The sequence below is a fragment of the Streptomyces himastatinicus ATCC 53653 genome, assembly GCF_000158915.1.
Taxonomy (GTDB): Bacteria; Actinomycetota; Actinomycetes; order Streptomycetales; family Streptomycetaceae; genus Streptomyces; species Streptomyces himastatinicus.
In genome coordinates this window covers 6,819,400-6,841,941 of sequence record NZ_GG657754.1, presented here as the reverse complement: position 1 = coordinate 6,841,941, position 22,542 = coordinate 6,819,400, and the positions used below count along the sequence as shown (strand labels likewise).

At 73.8% G+C, this 22,542-nt stretch carries 2 protein-coding genes; both read right to left on the bottom strand.

Going from position 1 to position 22,542, the window contains the following annotated elements; genetic code table 11:
* Nucleotides 1-113: 113 nt before the first annotated feature.
* The gene (locus SSOG_RS56445; RefSeq protein WP_009717831.1) at nt 114-6,155 is read right to left on the bottom strand and encodes a type I polyketide synthase; all 6,042 of its coding nucleotides are present in this window, start codon (nt 6,153-6,155) and stop codon (nt 114-116) included.
* A partial coding sequence (locus tag SSOG_RS46970; RefSeq protein ID WP_106516472.1) for a type I polyketide synthase occupies nt 6,038-22,542 on the bottom strand: 16,505 nt, incomplete at its 5' end. The genes SSOG_RS46970 and SSOG_RS56445, both read right to left, overlap by 118 nt.

The following is a 22,542-nucleotide window of genomic DNA, read 5'->3' as shown; positions in this document are numbered from 1 at the left end:
CGCCATGGACCTTCACCTATTCGCAAGTGCTCTGGATCGTCGGGGGTGCGGGAGTGGGTGCCGTTCGCGTTCAGCCGTTGCCGAACCTCTTGTCGATGAAGTCGAAGAGTTCGTCATCGCTGACCTCTTCGAACGCGTCCGCCTCGGCGTCCGCCCCGTCGTCGTCCGCGGTGCGACGCACGTCGTGCCACTTCGCCAGCAGCGTCGTAGCGCACCGTGATGTTCGCATGCGCGGCTCGTCGCCGCGACCACGCCAGGTCCTCCCGGCGCAGCGAGGACAGGCTGTTCTCCAGCCGCTCCAGCTCCTCCGTGAGGGACAGTCCGGTGTCCGCGGGCTCCGGCGCCACCTCGTGGCGCAGCTGCCGCGCGAGCGCCACCGGCGTCGGGTAGTCGTACACCAGCGTCGCCGTCAGCTTCAGCCCGGTGGCCGTGTTCAGCCGGTTCCGCAGTTCGACCGCGGTGAGCGAGTCGAAGCCCAGCTCCTTGAAGGCCTGCTCGGCGCCCACCTGCTCCTTCGACGCGTAGCCCAGGACGGCGGCCACCTGGCGGCGCACCAGGTCGAGAACGGTCCGCTCCTGCTGGGCCTCCGATTGCCGCGCCAGCTGCTGCGCCAGGGTGTCCGTCTCAGCGGCGCTTTCGGGCACGGCCGGGCCGCCGCCGTCGGCGGCCCGCCGCGCCGGGGTGCGCACCAGGCCGCGGTAGAGCGGCAGCAGCTCCCCGGCGGAGGCGGCGCCGCGCAGCGCCGCCAGGTCCAGCCGTACGGGCACGAGCACCGCTTCACCGGTCACCGTGCGCGCCGCGTCGAACAGGGCGAGGCCCTCTTCGGCGGACAGCGGCAGCACACCGCCGCGCGCCGCCCGCTTCAGGTCGGCCTCGCCGATCCGGCCGCCCATGCCGCGCGCCTCGGCCCACATGCCCCACACGAGGGACTGCGCGGCCAGGCCGGTGGCGCGGCGGTGTCCGGCGAGCGCGTCGAGGAACACGTTCGCCGCCGCGTAACCGCCCTGGCCCGCGCCGCCGATCGTGCCGGCCGCGGCCGAGAAGAGCACGAACGCGGACAGGTCCAGATCGCGGGTCAGCTGGTGCAGGTTGACCGCCGCGTCGACCTTCGGCCGCAGGACGCGGTCGACCCGCTCCGGCGTCAGCATGTCGATGACACCGTCGTCGAGGACGCCCGCGGTGTGCACCACGGCCGTCAGCGGACGGTCCGCCGGAATCCCGGCCAGCAGCCCGGCCAGCGCCTCCCGGTCGGCCGCGTCGCACGCGACGACGGCGGCCTCGGCGCCCAACGTGGCCAGTTCGGCGACGAGTTCGGCCATACCCTCGGCGGCCGGTCCGCTGCGGCTGGTCAGCAGCAGATGGCGGGCGCCGTGCGCGGTGGCCAGATGGCGGGCCACCAGCCTGCCCAGACCGCCGGTGGCACCGGTGACCAGGACGGTGCCCTCGGGGTCGAGGGTGTTCCGTACCGGCTCGTCGGCCGGGGCCTCGACCCAGGCCAGGCGCGGTGCGTACGCCGCCCCCGCGCGCAGCGCGATCTCGGGCTCGCCCGAGTCCAGCGCCGCCGCGATCGCCGGGTACGACACCTCGCCGTCGACGTCGAGCAGGACGAACTGGCCCGGGTTCTCCGTCTGCGCGGACCGCAGTAGCCCCCATACGGGCGCGTTCACCAGGTCAGCGACCTCGGTGTCCCCGGCCGCGGCGACCGCGCCGCGCGTGACCAGCACCAGCCGGGCGCCGTCGGGACGACCGCCGTTCAGCCACTCCTGGACCAGGCCCAGGGCCCGGTGGGTGGCCGCGTGCGCATCCGCGACGAGGTCATCGCCGCCGTCGGGCAGGAAGGGGATCAGCACCGTGTCCGGCGCCGTCCCGTCCATCACGACCGCCATGTCGAGCGCCGTCAGGTCGTCGTGGACCGTGGCGGTGTGCCCGGCCGCGTCGAGGGCCACGCTCAACTTGAGGTCGTCGCCGCCGACCACGGCGAAGCGCGTCGGTGCGCTCTCCGAAGCCGCCGCCAGCGGGGCCCAGTCGACCCGGAACAGCGTGTCCCGCCGCTCGGACGTCGCCGCCGCTCCGGCGATCCGCTCCGCGTCGAGCGGCTCGGCGGTCAGCGCGTCCACCGACGCGACGAGCGCACCCGTCTCATCGGCCGCCGCCAGCGACACCGTGCCACTCTCCGTCGGCGCGAGCCGTACGCGCAGCGCCTCGGCGCCCACCGCGTACAGGCTCAGCCCCCGCCACGAGGCCGCCACCACGGCACCGCCACCGCCCAGCCCCAGCGGCTGGAGCGCACCGTCCAGCAGGGCCGGGTGCAGCGCGAAGCGGGCGGCGTCCGCCTGCTGCGCCTCGCCGACGCGCACCTCCGCGTACAGCTCCTCGCCGCGCCGCCACACGTGGCGCAGGCTCTGGAACGCCGGGCCGTGCAGCAGCCCGACGCGTGCCATGCCGGCGTACAGCGCATCGGTGTCCACCGGCTCGGCGCCGGCGGGCGGCCATACGGCGAACTCGGCAACGGGAGCCGGGGCCTCGGTCGATGCGAGTACGCCACCGGCGTGCCGCGTCCACACCTGGTCCTGCTCCGCACCCTCCGGGCGCGAGTACACCGCCAGCGGGCGACGGCCCTCGCCGTCGGGCTCGCCGACCGACACGCGCAGCTGAACCCCGCCGCGCTCCGGCAGGATCAGCGGCTCCTCAAGGTCCAGCTCCTCCAGCAGCCCGCAGCCCACATGGTCCCCGGCGCGCACTGCCAGCTCCACGAACGCGGAGCCGGGCAGCACGGCCGTATCGGCGACCGTGTGGTCCGCCAGCCAGCTGTGCGACGCGAGCGAGAGCCGCCCGGAGAAGAGGTACGCGTCCGCGTCGGGCAGCTCCACCGCCGCACCCAGCAGCGGGTGACCGGCCGAACCGAGCCCGGCCGAGGCCACCTCGTCCAGGTTGAGCAGCGCGTCCACCCAGTAGCGGCTGCGCTGGAACGCGTACGTCGGCAGCCCGACCTTCCGCGCGCCCGTACCGGCGAAGAACGCCTCCCAGTCCGGGGCCAGGCCACGGACGTACAGCCGCGCGAGGGCGTTCGTCAGCGCCTCGGCCTCGGGGCGGTCCTTGCGGAGGGCCGGGACGAAGGCGGCGGTGTCGGTGATGCACTCCTGGGCCATGGCGGTGAGCACACCGTCCGGGCCCAGCTCGACGTACGTGGTGACGCCTCGCGCTTCGAGGGTGCGTACGCCGTCGAGGAAGCGGACCGCCTCGCGGACGTGACGCACCCAGAAGTCGGCAGTGGCGATCTCCTCGGCGGAGACGACGGCACCGGTCAGGTTGGACACGATCGGGATGCTCGGGGCCTCGTACGAAAGCCCCTCCGCCACCTCGCGGAACGCCTCCAACATCCCGTCCATACGCGGCGAATGGAAAGCGTGGCTCACGGTGAGCCGCTTCGCCTTACGACCCTGCGCCTCGAAGAACGCCGCGATCTGCACGGCGTCATCCTCGTCACCCGCGACGACCACCGACGTGGGCCCGTTGAGGGCGGCGATGCTCACGCGCTCGGTGAGCAGCGGCAGCACCTCGTCCTCGGACGCCTGCACCGCGATCATCGCGCCACCGGCCGGGAGTTCCTGCATCAGACGGCCACGCGCCGCGACCAGCTTCGCCGCGTCGGCGAGCGACAGCACACCTGCCACATGGGCGGCGGCCAACTCACCGATGGAGTGCCCGGACAGGAAGTCCGCCTTCAGCCCCCACGCCTCGACCAGGCGGAACAGCGCCACCTCGATGGCGAAGAGGGCGGGCTGAGTGAACGCCGTCTGGTCCAGCGCGGCGGAGTCGTCCCCGAACAGGACGTCCCGCAGCGGCCGTTCCAGATGCGCGTCCAGGTGGGCGCACACCTCATCGAGTGCGTCCGCGAACACCGGGCACGTCGCGTACAGCTCGCGCCCCATGCCGAGCCGCTGGCTGCCCTGGCCCGTGAACAGGAACGCCACCTTGCCACCGGCCACCGAGCCCTCGACCAGGCCCGGCACCTCGGACTCGCCGCGCGCCAGCGCCGCGAGACCGGCCGGCAGCCCGCCCCCGCCGTCCGCGGTGAGCACGGCCCGGTGGTCCATAGCGGTGCGGGTCGTGGCCAGCGAGTACGCAACATCGATGGGTGCCTCGTCGCCGCCGAGGTGGGCCAGCAGCCGTTCGGCCTGACCGCGTACGGCGGCCCGGGACTTGCCGGACAGCACCCACGGCACCGTCGGCAGAACGGCCGCCGGACCGGCGGCGGGGGTCTCCTCGGGGGCCGGGGCCTGCTCCAGCACGGTGTGCGCGTTCGTACCGCTGATGCCGAACGCCGACACCGCGGCCCGGCGCGGACGGCCCGTCTCCGGCCACTCGCGCGTCTCCGTCAGCAGCTCCAGCTCACCGGCGGACCAGTCGACGTGCGGGGTCGGCTCGTCCACGTGCAGGGTCTGCGGCAGTACGCCGTGCTGCAACGCCAGCACCATCTTCATCACGCCCGCCACACCGGCCGCGGCCTGCGTGTGGCCGATGTTGGACTTGATGGAGCCGAGCAGCAGGGGCAGGTTCTCCGGCCGGTCCTGACCGTAGGTGGCCAGCAGCGCCTGCGCCTCGATCGGGTCGCCCAGCGTCGTACCGGTGCCGTGCGCCTCGACGGCGTCCACGTCGCCGGCCGACAGTCCGGCGCTGGTCAGCGCCTGCCGGATGACGCGCTGCTGCGACGGGCCGTTCGGCGCCGTCAGGCCGTTCGACGCACCGTCCTGGTTGATCGCGCTGCCGCGCACGGTCGCCAGTACGGTGTGCCCGTTGCGGCGGGCGTCCGACAGCCGCTCCACGAGGAGCATGCCCACGCCCTCGCCCCAACCGGTGCCATCCGCACCGGCCGCGAACGCCTTGATCCGACCGTCCGCCGCCAGCCCACGCTGACGACTGAAGTCCACGAACGAACCCGGCGTCGACATCACCGTCACACCACCGGCCAGGGCGAGGGAGCACTCCCCCGCCCGCAGCGCCTGAATCGCCCAGTGCAGCGCGACGAGCGATGAGGAGCAGGCCGTGTCGACGGTGACCGCCGGGCCCTCGAGCCCCAGCGCGTACGACACGCGGCCGGACATCACACTGGCCGCGTTGCCCGTGCCCATGAAGCCGTCGCCGCCGTCCTGCGAGTGGAGGACGAGGGACATGTAGTCCTGGCCGTTCGTACCGGCGAACACGCCGACCTGCTGACCGCGCAGCGTCGTCGGGTCGATGCCCGCCCGCTCGAACGCCTCCCAGGAGGTTTCCAGCAGCAACCGCTGCTGCGGATCCATCGCCATGGCCTCGCGCGGCGAGATCCCGAAGAACGCCGCGTCGAAGTCCCCGGCGTCCGCCAGGAATCCGCCCTCGCGGACGTACGTGGTGTTCTCGGCGCCCGGCTCCGGGTCGTACAGCGACTCGATGTCCCAGCCGCGGTCGGCCGGGAAGTCCGTCACCGCGTCCTGCCCGGAGGACAGCAGCCGCCACAGCTCCTCGGGCGAGTCCACCCCGCCCGGGAAACGGCAGCTCATGCCCACGATCGCGATCGGATCGTCGTCGACCACGACGCCCACGGACGTGGTCGCGGTTTCGGCCGCGCTCTCCTCGCCCAGGACTTCCGTACGGAGGTGGTCGGCGAGCGCCGTCGACGTCGGGTAGTCGTAGACCAGGGTGGGCGGCAGCCGCAGCCCGGTCACGGTGTTCAGCCGGTTGCGCAGCTCGACGGCGGTCAGCGAGTCGAAGCCCAGCTCGCTGAACGCCCGGCTCGCCTCCACCGCTTCGGCATCGGCGTGGCCGAGTACGTCCGCCACGGCGGAACGCACCAGGTCCAGCAGCACGCGCGCGCGCTCCGCCGCCGGAACGGCCGCGAGCCGCTGCGCGAGCGAGGTCTCGCCGCCACCGGTGGTATCGGCCGACTGCCCGGCCTCGGCCTCCAGCGCCGTACGCGCCTCGGGCAGATCCCGCAGCAGCGGGCTCGGCCGGGACACGGCGAAGCCGGGGGCCAGCCGCTCCCAGTCGATGTCCGCGACCATCACGGTCGTCTCGTCCAGGTCCAGGGCGCGCTGGAGCGCGGCGATGGCCAGGTCCGCCGCCATCGGCGGCACACCGGCGCGGCGCATGCGCTGCTCCAGCGCGTCGTCCGCGGCCATGCCGCCCTCGGCCCACGGGCCCCAGGCGATGGACGTGGCGGGCAGGCCCTCGGCCCAGCGCGACTCGGCCAGCGCGTCGAGGTAGGCGCGTTGGCGGCCGCGTAGTTGCCCTGGCCCGCGGCGCCGAACGAACCGCCGAACGAGGAGAAGAGGACGAAGGCCGTGAGGTCCAGGTCCCGCGTCACCTCGTGCAGATTGGCGGCGGCGTCGGCCTTCGCGCGCAGCACGGTGGCGAAACGCTCGGGCGTCAGCGACTCCAGTACGCCGTCGTCCAGCACACCGGCCGCGTGGATGACGGCCGTCAGCGGCAGCTCGGACGGCAGCCCGGCCACCAGCGCGGCCAGCGCGTCACGGTCGGCGGCGTCGCAGGCCGCGACCGTGATCCTGGCCCCGGCGGCGGTGAGTTCGTCCCGCAGCTCGGCCGCGCCGGGCGCGTCGGGACCGCGGCGGCTCGTGAGCACCACGTGTGCGGCGCCCTGGGCCACCAGCCAGCGGGCCACCTGCCCGCCCAGCGCGCCCGTACCGCCGGTCACCAGGACGGATCCCGTACCCGGCTGCCAGGTGCGGCCACGCGAGGACGCGGTGGCGCGGGTCAGACGACGGCCGAAGACACCGGAAGCGCGCACCGCCACCTGGTCCTCGCCGTCAACCCCGGCCAGCACGCCCACCAGTCGGGACAGCGCCCGGTCGTCCACCGTCTCCGGCAGATCGACGAGCCCGCCCCACTGCTCGGGAAGCTCCAGGGCGGCAACCCGCCCCAGGCCCCACACCCGTGCCTGCCACGCGTCCACCGAACCGTCGGACCGGCCGGTGGAGACCGCGCCGCGCGTGGCGACCCACAGCGGCGCGTCCACGCCCAGGTCGACCAGCGTCTGCGTCAGGGCGGCCGTACGGAGCAGGCCATCGGTGCCCGCGGCGACGGACGGCAGCGCGAACACACCCGCCACCGGGCCCTCCGCGACCGCCTCGCGCAGCCCCTCGGCCATGCCCGCACGGTCGTCGGCGGCCAGCTCGATCCGCTGCGCCACGGCGCCGCGTGCGGACAGCGTCCGTACGATCCCCTCGGCCCAGATGTCGCCTGTCCCGTTGAGCGTTCCGTCGGCGGGCGCGACGACCAGCCACCGGCCGCTCAACGTCCCCGCGCCACGGGCGGTCACCGGCTTCCAGGTCACCTGGTAGCGCCAGGCATCGACGGTCGACCGCTCGCTCTGCCGACGCCGCCACGAGGACAGCATCGGCAGGACGGCGCTCAGCGAGGACAGCTCGTCCGCGTCCTCGGACTGGAGCGCCCCGGCGAGCGCGGTCAGATCCTCGCGCTCCACGGCCTCCCAGAACCGGGCGTCCACGGAATCCATGGCCGCCACCGCCTCGCGGACCTCCTCCGGGTTCTCCACCCAGAAGCGCTGCCGCTGGAAGGCGTACGTCGGCAGGTCGACCTGCGCGGCGCCCGTACCGGCAAAGAAGGCCCGCCAGTCGAGGGCGACGCCCCGGGTGTACAGCGCGGCCAGAGCACCGGTCAGCGACTCCGGTTCGGCACGGCCCTTGCGCAGCGCCGGGACGAAGGTGGCGGTGTCGGTGATGCACTCCTGCGCCATGGCGGTGAGGACACCGTCCGGGCCCAGCTCGACGTAGGTGGTGACGCCCTGGGCTTCGAGTGTGCGGATGCCGTCGAGGAAGCGGACCGCCTCGCGGACGTGGCGCACCCAGAAGTCGGCGCTGGCGATCTCCTCGGCGGGGACGACGTCCCCGGTGAGGTTGGAGACGATCGGGATGCGGGGGGCTTCGTACGAAATCCCTTCCGCTACCTGGCGGAACGCCTCCAGCATCCCGTCCATGCGCGGCGAGTGGAAGGCGTGGCTGACGGTGAGCCGCTTGGTCTTACGACCCTGCGCCTCGTACGACGCGGCGATCTGTACGGCGGCGTCCTCGTCACCCGCGATGACCACGGAGGTGGGCCCGTTGAGGGCGGCGATGCTCACGCGCTCGGTGAGCAGAGGCAGCACCTCGTCCTCGGACGCCTGGACGGCGATCATCGCGCCACCGGCAGGCAGCTCCTGCATCAGGCGACCACGCGCCGCGACCAACTTCGCCGCGTCCGCCAGCGAGAGCACGCCCGCCACATGGGCAGCGGCCAGCTCGCCGATGGAGTGGCCGGAGAGGAAGTCCGCACGCAGACCCCACGCCTCCACCAGCCGGAACAGCGCCACCTCGATGGCGAACAGCGCGGGCTGGGTGTAACCGGTCTGGTCCAGCGCCGAGGCGTCGTCGCCGAACAGCACCGTCTTCAGCGGCGTTTCGAGGTGCTGGTCCAGCGCGTCGCACACCGCGTCCAGCGCCTCCGCGAACACCGGGTACGCCGCATACAGCTCACGCCCCATCCCGAGCCGCTGGCTGCCCTGTCCCGTGAACAGGAACGCCACCTTGCCATCGCCCACCGAGCCCTCGACCAGCCCCGCAGCCGACTCACCCCGCGCCAGCGCCTCCAGTCCCGCGACCAGCGCGGCGCGGTCCTCGCCGACCGCCACCGCACGGTGGTCCAGGGCCGCCCGGCCGGTGGCCAGCGCGTGGCCCACGTCCGTGGCGTCCAGGTCGGCGTGGGTGCCGAGGTGGGCCAGGAGCCGTTCGGCCTGGCCGCGCAGGGCGGCCTCGGTCTTGCCGGAGAGCACCCACGGCACCGTCGGCAGAACGGCCGCCGGAGCGGTCGCGGGGGTCTCCTCGGGGGCCGGGGGCTGCTCCAGGATGGTGTGCGCGTTCGTACCGCTCACGCCGAAGGACGACACGGCCGCCCGGCGCGGTCGGCCGAGTTCCGGCCAGGGCCGGGCGTCGGTCAGCAGCTCGAGGTCACCCGATGCCCAGTCCACGTGCGGGGTGGGCTCGTCCACGTGCAGCGTCTGCGGCAGCACACCGTGGCGCATCGCCATGATCATCTTGATGATGCCCGCGACACCGGCCGCGGCCTGGGTGTGGCCGATGTTCGACTTGAGGGAGCCCAGCCACAGCGGCTGCCCCTCCGGCCGCTCCCGGCCGTACGTGGCGAGCAGCGCCTGCGCCTCGATCGGGTCACCCAGGGTCGTACCGGTGCCGTGCGCCTCCACCACGTCGACGTCGGCGGTGGTGAGCCGTGCGCTGGTGAGCGCTTCGCGGATGACGCGCTGCTGGGACGGGCCGTTGGGCGCCGTCAGACCGTTCGACGCACCGTCCTGGTTGACGGCGCTGCCGCGTACGACCGCCAGCACCTGGTGGCCGTTCTTCCGGGCGTCCGACTGCCGCTCCACGAGGAGCATGCCCGCGCCCTCGGCCCAGCCCGTGCCGTCCGCCGACGCGGCGAACGACTTGCAGCGGCCGTCGGTGGACAGGCCCTGCTGACGGCTGAAGTCCACGAACGTGTCCGGGGTGGCCATGACGGTGACACCACCGGCCAGCGCGAGCGAGCATTCGCCGTTGCGCAGTGCCTGCGCGGCCAGGTGCAGCGCCACCAGCGACGACGAGCACGCCGTGTCGATGGTGACCGCCGGGCCTTCGAGCCCGAAGGTGTAGGCGACCCGGCCCGACGCGATGCTGCCCGCGCCACCCGTGCCGAGATAGCCCTCGAGCCCCTCGGGGACGGCGGTCAGCCGCGTCAGATAGTCGTGGTACATGACGCCCGCGAAGACGCCGGTCCTGCTGCCGCGTACGGCGGTCGGGTCGATGCCCGCGCGCTCGAACGCCTCCCACGACGTCTCCAGCAGCAACCGCTGCTGCGGGTCCATCGCCATGGCCTCGCGCGGGTTGATCCCGAAGAAGTCCGGGTCGAACTCGGCCGCGTCGTGCAGGAAGCCACCCTCGCGGGTGTAGCTGGTGCCCACCTGGTCGGGGTCGTCGCTGTAGAGCGCGTCGAGGTCCCAGCCGCGGTCGGCGGGGAACGGGGAGATGGCGTCGGTGGCACCCGTGACGAGCTGCCACAGCTCCTCGGGGGTCGTGACCCCGCCCGGGTAGCGGCAGCTCATGCCGACGATGACGATCGGGTCGTCGTCGGCGGCGGTGGCGGTGGCCGCCATCGGCACCGGTGTGTGCACCTCCGCCGGTTCGTCGCCCACCAGCTCGGTCCGCAGATGGCGGGCCAGCACCTGGGGGTCCGGGTAGTCGAAGATGAGGGTGGCGGGCAGCCGCAGCCCGGTGACCGCGTTGAGCTGGTTACGCAGCTCCACGGCCGTCAGCGAGTCGAAGCCCAGATCCTTGAAGGCCCGCCCGGCACCGATGGTGTCCGCGCCGCCGTAGCCCAGTACGGTCGCCACCTGCGCCCGGACGAGGTCCAGCAGCAGCCGCTCCTGCTCCGCCACGCTCAGCCCGGCGAGTCGGCCCGCCAGCCCGGCGTCGCCACCGGCCGCGACCGCGTCCACCGCGCGCCGCGCGGGGGCGCGCACCAGGCCACGGAGGAGGGGCGAGATCGCGGGCTGGTTGCGCAGCGCCGCGAGGTCCAGGCGCATGGGTACGAGTGATGCCTCGTCGACGGTCAGCGCGGCGTCGAAGAGCCGCAGTCCTTCCGCCACCGGCAGCGGGGGCACCCCGGCCCGTCGCATCCGGGTGATCTCGGCCTCGTCCAGGGTGTCGCCCATGCCGCCACCGGCCCACAGACCCCAGGCGAGGGATGTGGCAGGCAGGCCCAGGGCGGCGCGGTGCTGGGCGAGGGCGTCCAGGAAGACGTTCGCGGCGGCGTAGTTGCCCTGGCCCGGACCGCCGAAGACACCGGCGGCGGAGGAGAAGAGCAGGAACGCGGACAGGTCGAGGTCTTGGGTCAGCTCGTGCAGGTTCCAGGCTGCGTCCGCCTTCGGGCGCAGCACCTTGGTCAGTCGTTCCGGTGTCAGCGAGCCGATCACGCCGTCGTCCAGCACACCGGCCGTGTGTACGACGGCGGTGAGCGGGTGCTCGGCGGGGACGGTGGCGAGGGTCGCGGCGAGTGCGTCACGGTCCGCCACGTCGCAGGCCGACCAGTGGACGGTGGCGCCCAGGTTGGTGAGGTCGGCGGTCAGTTCGGCTGCGCCGGGGGCCTGGTCGCCGCGGCGGCTGACCAGGAGGAGGTGGCGTACGCCGCGTTCCGCCACCAGGTGGCGGGCGAACAGGCCGCCCAGCGAACCGGACGCGCCGGTGACCAGCACCGTGCCGTCCGGGTTCCAGGCGGGGGCCGCATTGTCGGTCGCCGCGGATGCGGTGCGGGCCAGCCGTGGCGTCTTGACGACGCCCTGCCGGACCGCGACCTCGGCCTCGCCGCTCGCGAGGGCGGCGGGCAGGGCGGCCCGCGAGTCCTCGTCGGCGTCGAGGTCGATGAGGATGAGCCTGTCCGGGTTCTCGGACTGTGCGGAGCGCAGTAGGCCGCGTACGGCGGCGCCTGCCAGGTCTGGCACCGGCTCACCGGGCTCGGTGGCCACGGTGCCGGATGTCAGGAGGACGAGGCGGGAGTTCGCGAAGCGGTTGTCTGCCAGCCAGGTTTGGAGGAGGTGGAGGGCTTGGGTGGTGGCGTCGTGTGCGGCTTGAGTGGGGGTTTCCCCTAGCCCGCCCCTTCCCGAAACTTGGGGCTCCGCCCCAAGGCCCCGGTCCTCAAGCGCCGGACGGGCTTGATTTGCCGCACCCGGGCCTTCAGGTGCCGCACCGTTCGGGGTGTGGAGTGCCGCGCCGTCTGTGTACAGCCCAGGACGCCCTTCGGGCGTGTCCTCAAACGCCGGACGGGCTGGAGATGCCACCACTACGTACTCCGGCAGCGCCGTTCCCGCATCGACGGCCTCGCCCAGCGCCGCCAGGTCCTCGTACGCCGTCGCGCCCAGCCCGAACGGGTCCGTGCCCAGCGCGGCCCAGCGGACGTCGGTCACGTCCGCGGGTGCGGACGGTGTCCACTCCACGCGGTACAGCGACTCGTGGTACGCCGTACGCGCGCTCTGGAGCTGCTCGGCCGACACCGGGCGCAGCACCAGCGACTCCACGGCCGCGACCGGCGCGCCGTTCGTGTCCGCGATCTCCAGTCGTACGCCGTCGCCGCCCACCGCGGCCATCCGCACGCGCAGGGTGGACGCGCCGCTCGCGTACAGCGACATCCCGGTCCACGCGAACGGCAGCCGCCCCTCGGTCTCGGTGCCGCCGAGACCGGCGAGGCCGAGCGCGTGCAGGGCGGAGTCCAGCAGCGCCGGGTGCAGGGCGAACGCGGCGGCGTCCTCGGCCGCTCCCTCGTCCAGCGCCACTTCGGCGAACACCTCGCCGTCGCGCCGCCACGCCCTGCGCAGCCCCTGGAACGAGGGTCCGTAAGCGAAACCGACGTCCCGCAGATCCGCGTAACGGTCGCCGACCTCCACCTCGGCCGCGTCCGCCGGAGGCCATGCGCTCAGCTCGAACGACGCCTCCGCCATGCCACCGGACGCCAGCACACCGGACGCGTGCCGGGTCCACGGCTCCTCGGCCGACAGGCTCTCGGCGCGGGAGTGCAGTTCCAGCGGGCGGCGGGCCGTGTCGTCGGCGGCGCCGACCCACAGCCGCAGCTGGACGCCGCCCTCCTCGGGCAGGACCAGCGGCGCTTCGAGGGTCAGCTCCTCCAGTACGTCACAGCCGACCTGGTCACCGGCGCGGATCGCCAGCTCCACGAACGCGGTGCCCGGCAGCAGCACGGTGTCCATGATCGTGTGGTCGGCGAGCCACGGGTGCGTCGACAGCGCCAGGCGGCCGGTGAACAGCGTGCCGTCCGCACTGGGGAGTTCGGCGCTCGCGCCGAGCAGCGGATGCTCGGCCGCGCCCAGGCCCAGGGCCGCGACATCGCCGAGGAACAGCGACGACACCTTCGGCCAGTAGCGCTGGCGCTGGAAGGGGTACGTCGGCAGCTCGGCCGGATCGATGTTCGTGGGCTTGGCGTGGGCGTAGTAAGCCGTCCAGTCCACCGCGACGCCGCGGACGTACGCACGGGCGATGGCGGTCGTCAGTGCCTCGGCCTCGGGGCGGTCCTTGCGGAGGGCAGACGCGAAGGCGTTGTCGTCAGCGGTGACGCACTCCTGCGCCATGGCGGTAAGGACACCGTCGGGGCCCAACTCGACGTAGGCGGTGACGCCCTGCGCTTCGAGGGTCCGTACGCCGTCCAGGAAACGGACCGCCTCGCGGACGTGGCGCACCCAGAAGTCGGGGCTGGTGATCTCCTCGGCGGAGACCACGGCACCGGTCAGGTTCGAGACAATCGGGATGCGGGGGGCCTCGTACGACAGCCCCTGCGCCACCTCGCGGAACGCCTCCAGCATCCCGTCCATACGCGGCGAGTGGAACGCGTGGCTCACGGTGAGCCGCTTGGTCTTACGACCCTGCGCCTCGAAGCCCGCCGCGATCTCCAGAGCCGCGTCCTCATCACCCGCGATGACCACCGACGTCGGGCCATTCACCGCGGCGATGCTCACGTGCTCGGTGAGCAGCGGCGCCACCTCGTCCTCCGACGCCTGCACCGCCACCATCGCGCCACCGGCCGGAAGCTCCTGCATCAGACGACCACGCGCCGCGACCAACTTCGCCGCGTCCGCGAGCGACAGCACACCCGCCACATGGGCAGCGGCCAGCTCACCGATCGAGTGGCCGGAGAGGAAGTCGGGCCGCAGACCCCACGCCTCCACCAGCCGGAACAGCGCCACCTCAACCGCGAACAGCGCGGGCTGGGTGAAGCCCGTCTGGTCCAGCAGCGCAGCGTCATCCCCGAACAGCACCGTCTTCAGCGGCCGTTCGAGGTGCGGGTCCAGCGCATCGCACACCTCATCCAGCGCCTCCGCGAACACCGGATAGGCGTTGTACAGCTCACGCCCCATCCCCAGCCGCTGGCTCCCCTGGCCCGTGAACAGGAACGCCACCCGGCCACCGGCCGCCGAACCCTCGATGAGTCCGGCCGTCGTACGGCCCTCGGCGAGCGCTTCCAGGCCGGACAGCAGACCGGTCCGGTCGTCGGCGACCAGCGCCGCACGCTCCTCGAAGGACGAGCGGCCGACGGCCAGCGCGTGGCCGAGGTCGGCGGTCCGTACGTCGGGCCGTGCGGTCAGGTAGGTGTGCAGCTGCCCGGCCTGGGCGCGCAGCCCCTCCGGCGTCCGGGCGGAGAGCAGGACCGGGAGCACCGTGTCCTGATCGGTCGCGGCGTCGGACTCGGCGGGCTCAAGGGCGGGGACGGCCGGGGCCTCTTCCAGAACCGCGTGGGCGTTGGTGCCGCTGAAGCCGAAGGACGACACGCCCGCGCGACGCGGGTGGTCGGTCCGCGGCCACTCCCGCGCCTCCGTCAGCAGCTCCAGCTCACCGGCGGACCAGTCGACGTGCGGCGTCGGCTCGTCCACGTGCAGGGTCCGCGGCAGCACCCCGTGCCGCATGGCAAGCACCATCTTCATCACACCGGCGACACCGGCCGCGGCCTGCGTGTGGCCGAGGTTGGACTTCACCGACCCCAGCAGCAAGGGCCGGTCGGCCTCGCGGTCCTGGCCGTACGTGGTGAGCAGCGCCTGTGCCTCGATCGGGTCGCCCAGCCGGGTGCCCGTACCGTGCGCCTCCACCGCGTCCACCTCGGCGGCCGACAGACCCGCACCGGCCAGGGCCGCGCGGATCACCCGCTGCTGCGACGGGCCGTTCGGCGCCGTCAGACCGTTCGACGCACCATCCTGGTTGACCGCCGTGCCGCGTACGAGCGCGAGCACCGGGTGGCCGTTGCGGCGGGCGTCGGACAGCCGCTCCACGAGCAGCATGCCGACGCCCTCACCCCAGCCGGTGCCGTCCGCACCGGCCGCGAACGCCTTGATGCGGCCGTCCTCGGCGAGCCCGCGCTGACGGCTGAAGTCCACGAACACACCGGGGGTGGACATCACGGTCACACCACCGGCCAGCGCGAGCGAGCATTCCCCGCCGCGCAGCGCCTGGATCGCCGAGTGGAGGGCGACCAGCGACGATGAGCACGCCGTGTCGATGGTGACCGCCGGGCCTTCGAGGCCGAAGGTGTAGGCGAGTCGGCCGGAGATGACGCTCGCCGCGTTGCCCGTGCCCATGTGGCCTTCGAGGCCCTGCGAGTCGCTGAGCAGCAGCGACAGATAGTCCTGGCCGTTGGTGCCGACGAAGACACCGGCGGTGGAACCGCGCAGCGTGGCCGGGTCGATGCCCGCCCGCTCGAACGCCTCCCACGACGTCTCCAGCAGCAATCGCTGCTGCGGGTCCATGGCCAGGGCCTCGCGCGGCGAGATGCCGAAGAAGGCCGGGTCGAAGTCGGCGGCGTCGTGCAGGAAGCCGCCCTCGCGAGCGTACGAGGTGCCCTCGACGTCCGGGTCCGGGTTGTAGAGCGAGGCCAGGTCCCAGCCGCGGTCGGTGGGCATGCCCGAGATCACGTCCGTACCGGCTTCGAGCAGCTGCCACAGCGCCTCGGGGGTGTGGACACCGCCCGGGAAGCGGCAGCTCATCGCGACGATCGCGATCGGGTCGTCGTCGGCCGCCGCGCCCGCGACCAGCGCAGCGCCGGTGCCGGTGGCGGTGGCGGTGGCCGGTTCGCCGAGCAGCTCGGCGAACAGGTGGTCGGCGAGGGCGATCGGCGTCGGGTAGTCGTAGACGAGCGTGGCGGGGAGCCGCAGATCGGTGGCGGCGTTGAGGCCGTTGCGCAGTTCGACGGCGGTGAGCGAGTCGAACCCGATGTCGCGGAAGGCCCGTTCGGCGCTGATGTCGGACACGTCTGCGTGGCCGAGCACGTCCGCCACATGGGTCCGTACGAGGTCCAGCAGTGCCCGGTGGCGCTCCGCCTCGGGCAGGGCAAGGAGCCGCTGGGCCAGCGCGGACGCCGACTCGACGGCCACCGTCTCGCCGGGGGCCGCGACCGCGTGCCGGACCTCCGGCAGGTCGGCCAGCAGCGGGCTGGGCCGCCCAGCGGTGAAGCCGGGGGCGAACCGGTCCCAGTCGACGTCCGCGACCGTCACGGCCGCGTCGCCCAGGTCGAGGGCGCGCCGCAGTGCGCCGAGCGCCAGGTCGGCGTCCATCGGTGGCATACCGGCGCGGCGCATGCGCTGCTCCAGGGCCTCGTCCGCGGCCATGCCACCCGCGGCCCACGGGCCCCAGGCGATGGACGTGGCGGCCAGGCCCTCGGCGCGCCTACGCTCGGCGAGCGCGTCCAGGAAGGCGTTCGCGGCGGCGTAGTTGGCCTGACCGGCGGCGCCCACGGTGCCGCTGGTCGAGGAGAACAGCACGAACGCGGACAGGTCCAGGTCGCGCGTCAGCTCGTCCAGCGCGAGCGCGGCGTCGGCCTTCGCGCGCAGTACGGAAGCGATGCGCTCTGGGGTCAGCGACTCCAGTACGCCGTCGTCCAGCACACCGGCCGCGTGCACCACTGCCGTCAGCGGCAGCTCGGCGGGCAGTCCGGCCAGCAGCCCGGTTAGGGCCTCCCGGTCGGCCACATCGCACGCGGCGACGGTCACCCGGGCGCCCGATGCGGCGAGTTCGTCGCGCAGGTCGGCCGCGCCCGGCGCGTCCAGGCCCCGGCGGCTGGTGAGCACCACGTGCTCGGCGCCGTTGTCGATCAGCCAGCGGGCCACCTGGCCGCCCAGGGCGCCCGTACCGCCCGTCACCAGCACCGTGCCGCGAGCGCTCCAGCTCTCGGACTGCGGCACCGGCCGTGCGGTGGCGTGCGCGAGCCGGCGGCCGAAGACACCGGACGGGCGGACGGCGATCTGGTCCTCGCCACCGGACCCGGCCAGTACCGCGGCCAGCCGCGACAGCACCCGGACGGTCGGGGTCTCGGGGAGGTCGACCAGACCGCCCCAGCGGTCGGGCAGTTCCAGGGCCGCGACCCGGCCCAGGCCCCAGACCCGCGCCCGGGCCGGGTCAACGGCCTCGCCCTGACGTCCCGTCGACACCGCGCCCCGCGTCGCGCACCACAGCGGCGCGTCGATCGCGGCGTCGCCCAGGGCCTGCACGAGCGCGGCCGTGGACAGCAGGGCGTCGGCGTCCCCGGCGCCCAGCAGCGAGAGCACCCCGGCGACGGCGACGCCGTCGGCCACCGTACGCAGCTGCTCGGCGATGCGCGCGCGGTCCTCGGCCACCAGCGCGAGCTGCCGCACCTCGGCGCCGCGCTCGGTGAGCGTACGGACGACACCGGCCGTCCACGCGTCGGCCTCCGCGTCTTCCGCAGGAGTGACGACGAGCCAGACGCCGGACATACGGGATGCGGAACCCAGCGAGAGCGGCTTCCACGACACCTGGTACCGCCAGCCGTCGACACCGGCGGCGGCGAGACCCGCCACCGGCGCCTCGGGCCAGTAACGACGGTGCTGGAAGGCGTACGTGGGCAGGTCGACGCGGGACGCACCGGTCCCCGCGAAGTACGCGGCCCAGTCCGGCGTCACCCCACGGACGTGCAGTCGGCCGACGGCGGCGGTCAGCGCCTCCGCCTCGGAACGGCCCGCACGCAGCGCGGCCACGAACGCCGCGCCGGTACCGGTGGCGCTCTCCTGCGCCATGGCGGTGAGGACACCGTCCGGACCCAGCTCGACGAAGGTGGTGACGCCCTGCGCTTCGAGCGTGCGGACACCGTCGAGGAAGCGGACGGCCTCGCGGACGTGGCGCACCCAGAAGTCCGGGTCGGTGATCTCCTCGGCGGAGACGACGTCCCCGGTGAGGTTGGAGACGATCGGGATGCGTGGGGCTTCGTACGAAAGCCCCTCCGCCACCTCGCGGAACGCCTCCAGCATCCCGTCCATGCGCGGCGAGTGGAAGGCGTGGCTGACGGTGAGGCGCTTGGTCTTACGGCCCTGCGCCTCGAAGCCAGCGGCAATCTCCAGCGCCGCGTCCTCGTCACCCGCGATGACCACCGAGGTCGGGCCATTCACAGCGGCGATGCTGACGCGCTCGGTGAGGAGCGGCAGTACCTCGTCCTCGGACGCCTGGATGGCGATCATCGCGCCACCAGCCGGAAGCTCCTGCATCAGACGGCCGCGCGCGGCCACGAGCTTCGCCGCATCCGTGAGGGAGAGCACACCGGCCACGTGGGCAGCGGCCAGTTCGCCGATGGAGTGCCCGGACAGGAAGTCCGCACGCAGACCCCACGCCTCCACCAGTCGGAACAGCGCCACCTCGACCGCGAACAACGCAGGCTGAGTGAAGCGGGTCTGGTCCAAGACCGCCGCATCGTCCCCGAACAGCACCGTCTTCAGCGGCTGTTCGAGGTGCGGGTCCAGCGCATCGCACACCGCGTCCAGCGCCTCCGCGAACACCGGGTAGGCCGCGTACAGCTCACGCCCCATCCCCAGTCGCTGGCTGCCCTGGCCCGTGAACAGGAACGCCACATCGCCCTCGGCGGCCGTGCCGTCGATGAGCCCCGGAGCGGACTCGCCCCGGGCCAGCGCGTCGAGCCCGCGCAGCAGTTCGTCCCGGCCGTCGGCGACCAGCGCCGCGCGCTGGTCCAGCACGGCGCGGCCGGTGGCCAGGGTGTGGGCGACATCGGCCGGTTCGAGGGCGGGGTGCGCCGTGAGGTGGGCGTACAGCCGCTCGGCCTGGGCCCGCAGGGCGTCGGTGCCCTGCGCGGACAGCGCGTACGGCAGCACACCGGTCGGCCGGTTCTCCGGCTGCGTCTCATCCACGACGAGTGCGGGCGCCTGCTCGATGATGGTGTGCGCGTTGGTGCCGCTGATGCCGAACGAGGACACGCCCGCGCGGCGCGGACGGCCCGTCTCCGGCCACTCCTGCGCCTCCGTCAGCAGCGACACGGCGCCGTCCGCCCAGTCGACGTGCGGCGACGGCGCGTCCACGTGCAGCGTTCGCGGCAGCATGCCGTGGCGGATGGCCATGACCATCTTGATGATGCCCGCGACACCGGCCGCCGCCTGGGCGTGGCCGATGTTGGACTTGACGGAGCCCAGCCACAGGGGCAGGTCCGCCTCGCGGTTCTGGCCGTACGTGGCGAGCAGCGCCTGCGCCTCGATCGGGTCGCCCAGCGTCGTCCCCGTACCGTGCGCCTCCACGGCGTCCACGTCGCCAGCCGAGAGCCCCGCACCGGTCAGCGCCTGGCGGATGACGCGCTGCTGCGACGGGCCGTTCGGCGCCGTCAGACCGTTCGACGCACCGTCCTGGTTGACGGCGCTTCCGCGTACGACCGCAAGCACCTGGTGGCCATTGCGGCGCGCGTCCGACAGCCGCTCCACGAGCAGCATCCCGACGCCCTCGCCCCAGCCCGTACCGTCCGCACCGGAGGCGAACGCCTTGCAGCGGCCGTCCGCGGCGAGGCCGCCCTGGCGGCCGAACTCGGTGAAGTGGCCGGGCGTCGTCATCACGGTGACACCGCCCGCGAGGGCCATGGTGCATTCGCCCTGCCGCAGCGCCTGGATGGCCCAGTGCAGCGCGACCAGCGACGACGAGCATGCGGTGTCGACGGTGACCGCGGGGCCTTCGAGGCCGAGGGCGTAGGCGATGCGGCCGGACATGACGCTGCCCGCGTTGCCCGTCATCACATGGCCCGCGACCTCCGCACCGGCCTGTTCGAGGCCCGCGTCGTAGCCGCTGTAGGCCGCGCCGACGAACACACCGACCGAACTGCCGCGCAGGGCGTCCGGGTCGATACCGGCGCGCTCGAACACCTCCCAGGAGGTTTCCAGCAGCAGCCGCTGCTGCGGGTCCATGGCCAGGGCCTCGCGCGGCGAGATGCCGAAGAACGAGGCGTCGAAGAGGTCCGCGTCATGCAGGAAGCCACCGCTGCGGGCGTAGTCGGAGGTCGCCGCGTCGGCGTCCTCGTCCGTCCACTGGGTCTCCCAGTTGCGGTTGACGGGGAATCCGGTGATGGCGTCCGCGTCCGTGGCCACGAGCTGCCACAGGTCCTCGGGCGAGCGCACATCGCCGGGGTAACGGCAGCCCATGGCGACGATGGCGATGGGGTCGTCGGCGAGGGGCGCGGCCGTGACGGCGGCGTCCGGCTGCCGGTCGTCCTCGTCACCCAAGTCGGCGTCCGGGCCGAGGAGTTCGGTGCGCAGGTGGTCCGCGAGGACGACGGGGTTCGGGTAGTCGAAGACAATCGTGGTGGGCAGCTTGAGCCCGGTGGCGCCGGAGAGCCGGTTGCGCAGTTCGACGGCGGTGAGCGAGTCGAAGCCCAGCTCCTTGAAGGCCCGGCGCGCCTCGATGGCATCAGCGGAGGCGTGGCCGAGGGCCGTGGCCACATGGGTGCGGACGAGGTCCAGCAGCGTACGGCGGCGCTCGCTCGCCGAGAGCGCGCGCAGCCGCTGGGCCAGGGACGAGCCGGAGGCGGCGAGCGCGCCCGCCGCGGTGCGCCGACCGGTCGTACGGATCAGCCCGCGCAGCAGGGCCGGAACCGGGCCCGTACCGGCGGCGCCACGCAGTGCCGCGAGGTCGAGCCGGGCCGGGATCAGCGTGGTCCGGCTGGTGGAGCAGGCGGTGTCGAACAGCGCCATGCCCTCGTCGTCGGACAGCGCGCCCATGCCGCTGCGGGCCAGCCGCAGCAGATCGGTCTCGGTCAGATCGCCGGTGATGCCACCGGATTCGGCCCACAGGCCCCACACCAGCGAGGTGGCGGGCAGACCGGTGGCGCGGCGGTGTGCGGCGAGCGCGTCGAGGAAGACGTTGGCGGCGGCGTAGTTGGCCTGGCCCGCGCCGCCGAGGGTGCCCGCGATGGCGGAGAACAGGACGAACGCGGAGAGGGCGCGGCCACGTGTCAGCTCGTGCAGGTTCCAGGCCGCGTCGACCTTGGGACGCAGGACGCGGTCCAGCTGCTCGGGCGTCAGGGCGGCCGCCGTGCCGTCGTCCAGCACACCGGCGGTGTGCACGACGGCCGTCAGCGGGTGCTCGGCCGGTATGGCGGCCAGGGTCGCGGCCAGCGCGTCCCGGTCCGCGGCGTCGCAGGCGGCGAGGGTGATCTCGGCGCCCTGCTCGCGGAGTTCGGCGGCCAGCTCGGCGGCGCCGTCGGCCTCCGCGCCGCGCCTGCTGGTGAGCAGCAGGTGCCGTACGCCGTGCTCGGCGACCAGGTGGCGGGCGAGCAGACGGCCCAGGGCGCCAGTGCCGCCGGTGATGAGGACGGTGCCGTCGGCGTCGAACGCCGGGGCGGCGCCGTTCGTACGGTCCTCCGTCGTGGCACGGGCCAGACGGGGCGCGAGGGCGCGGCCCGCCCGGACGGCCAACTCGGGCTCCCCGGCGGCCAGGGCATCGGACAGCGGGGCGACGGAGGAGTCGTCGTCGAGGTCCACGAGGACGAAACGGCCCGGGTTCTCGGTCTCGGCGGAGCGCACCAGACCCCACAGCGGGGCGTGCACCAGGTCGGTGACGTCGGCCTCCGACCCGGCGGCCATCGCGCCCCGGGTGACCACCACGAGCCGCGCGTCCCCGAACCGCTCGTCGGCCAGCCACTCCTGTACGAGGGCCAGCGCGCGCTGCGCCTCCTGGTGGGCGGCTCCGGCCACGTCCTCGTCCGGACCCTGCGCTACGGGAGCGAAGCAGGCGAACACCAGCTCCGGCGCGGTGGTGGCGCCCGCCTCGACGGACGCGCCCAGCGCCGCCAGATCCGGTACGGAGGTGGCGGCCACGCCGCCCGCGACCAGGCCGAACGGGTCCTCGTCACCGAGGACGACACGGCGGGCGGCGGCATCCGGCCCGGCCTCGGCGGCCTGCGGGGCCACCCACTCCAGCCGGAACAGGTGCTGCCACAGTGCGTCCGCGTCGCCACCGAGGTCTTCGGGAAGCGGACGGCAGCGCAGTGCGTCGATGGTGGCGACCGGCTCACCCGCAGCGTCGGCGAGCGCCACGCTCACGGTGTCGGCTCCGGCCGACCCGATCCGTACGCGCAGGGCGGACGCTCCCTCCGCGTACAGGGAGACGCCCTGCCAGTCCGCGGCCAGCTGCGGGGCATCCTCGTTGGCGCACAGGGTGTGCAGGGCGGCGTCCAGCAGCGCCGGGTGTACGGCAAACCGTTCGGCGCCGGGGTTGGCGTCCTCCGGCAGCCGGACCTCGGCGAACAGCTCGTCACCGCGCCGCCAGGCCGCCGTCAGCCCCTGGAACAGCGGGCCGTGCTGCACGCCCGCCTCGGCCAGTCGGCCGTAGAGCGCGTCGGTCCCGATCGCCTCGGCGGCGGTCGGCGGCCACTCGGTCAGGTCGTACGACGGACTCGGGGCGCCGGAGGCCAGCACACCGCTCGCGTTGCGGACCCATGAGGCGTCGGGGGCGGCGTCCTCCGGGCGGGAGGAGACGGTGAGGGAACGCCGTCCGGCCTCGTCCGGGGCGCCGACGGTGACCTGGAGCCGGACACCGCCACGCTCGGGCAGCACCAGCGGCGCATGCAGCGTCAGCTCATCGAGACGGTCGCAACCGGCCTGGTCACCGGCCCGAACCGCCAGCTCCACAAACGCCGTCCCCGGCACCACGACCGAGCCACGCACCACATGGTCGGCCAGCC

Coding starts and splice junctions, on each gene's coding strand:
- SSOG_RS56445 (WP_009717831.1), bottom strand. CDS start 6,155: ATGGCCGCGGACGACGCGCTGGAGCAGCGCATGCGCCGCGCCGGTGTG.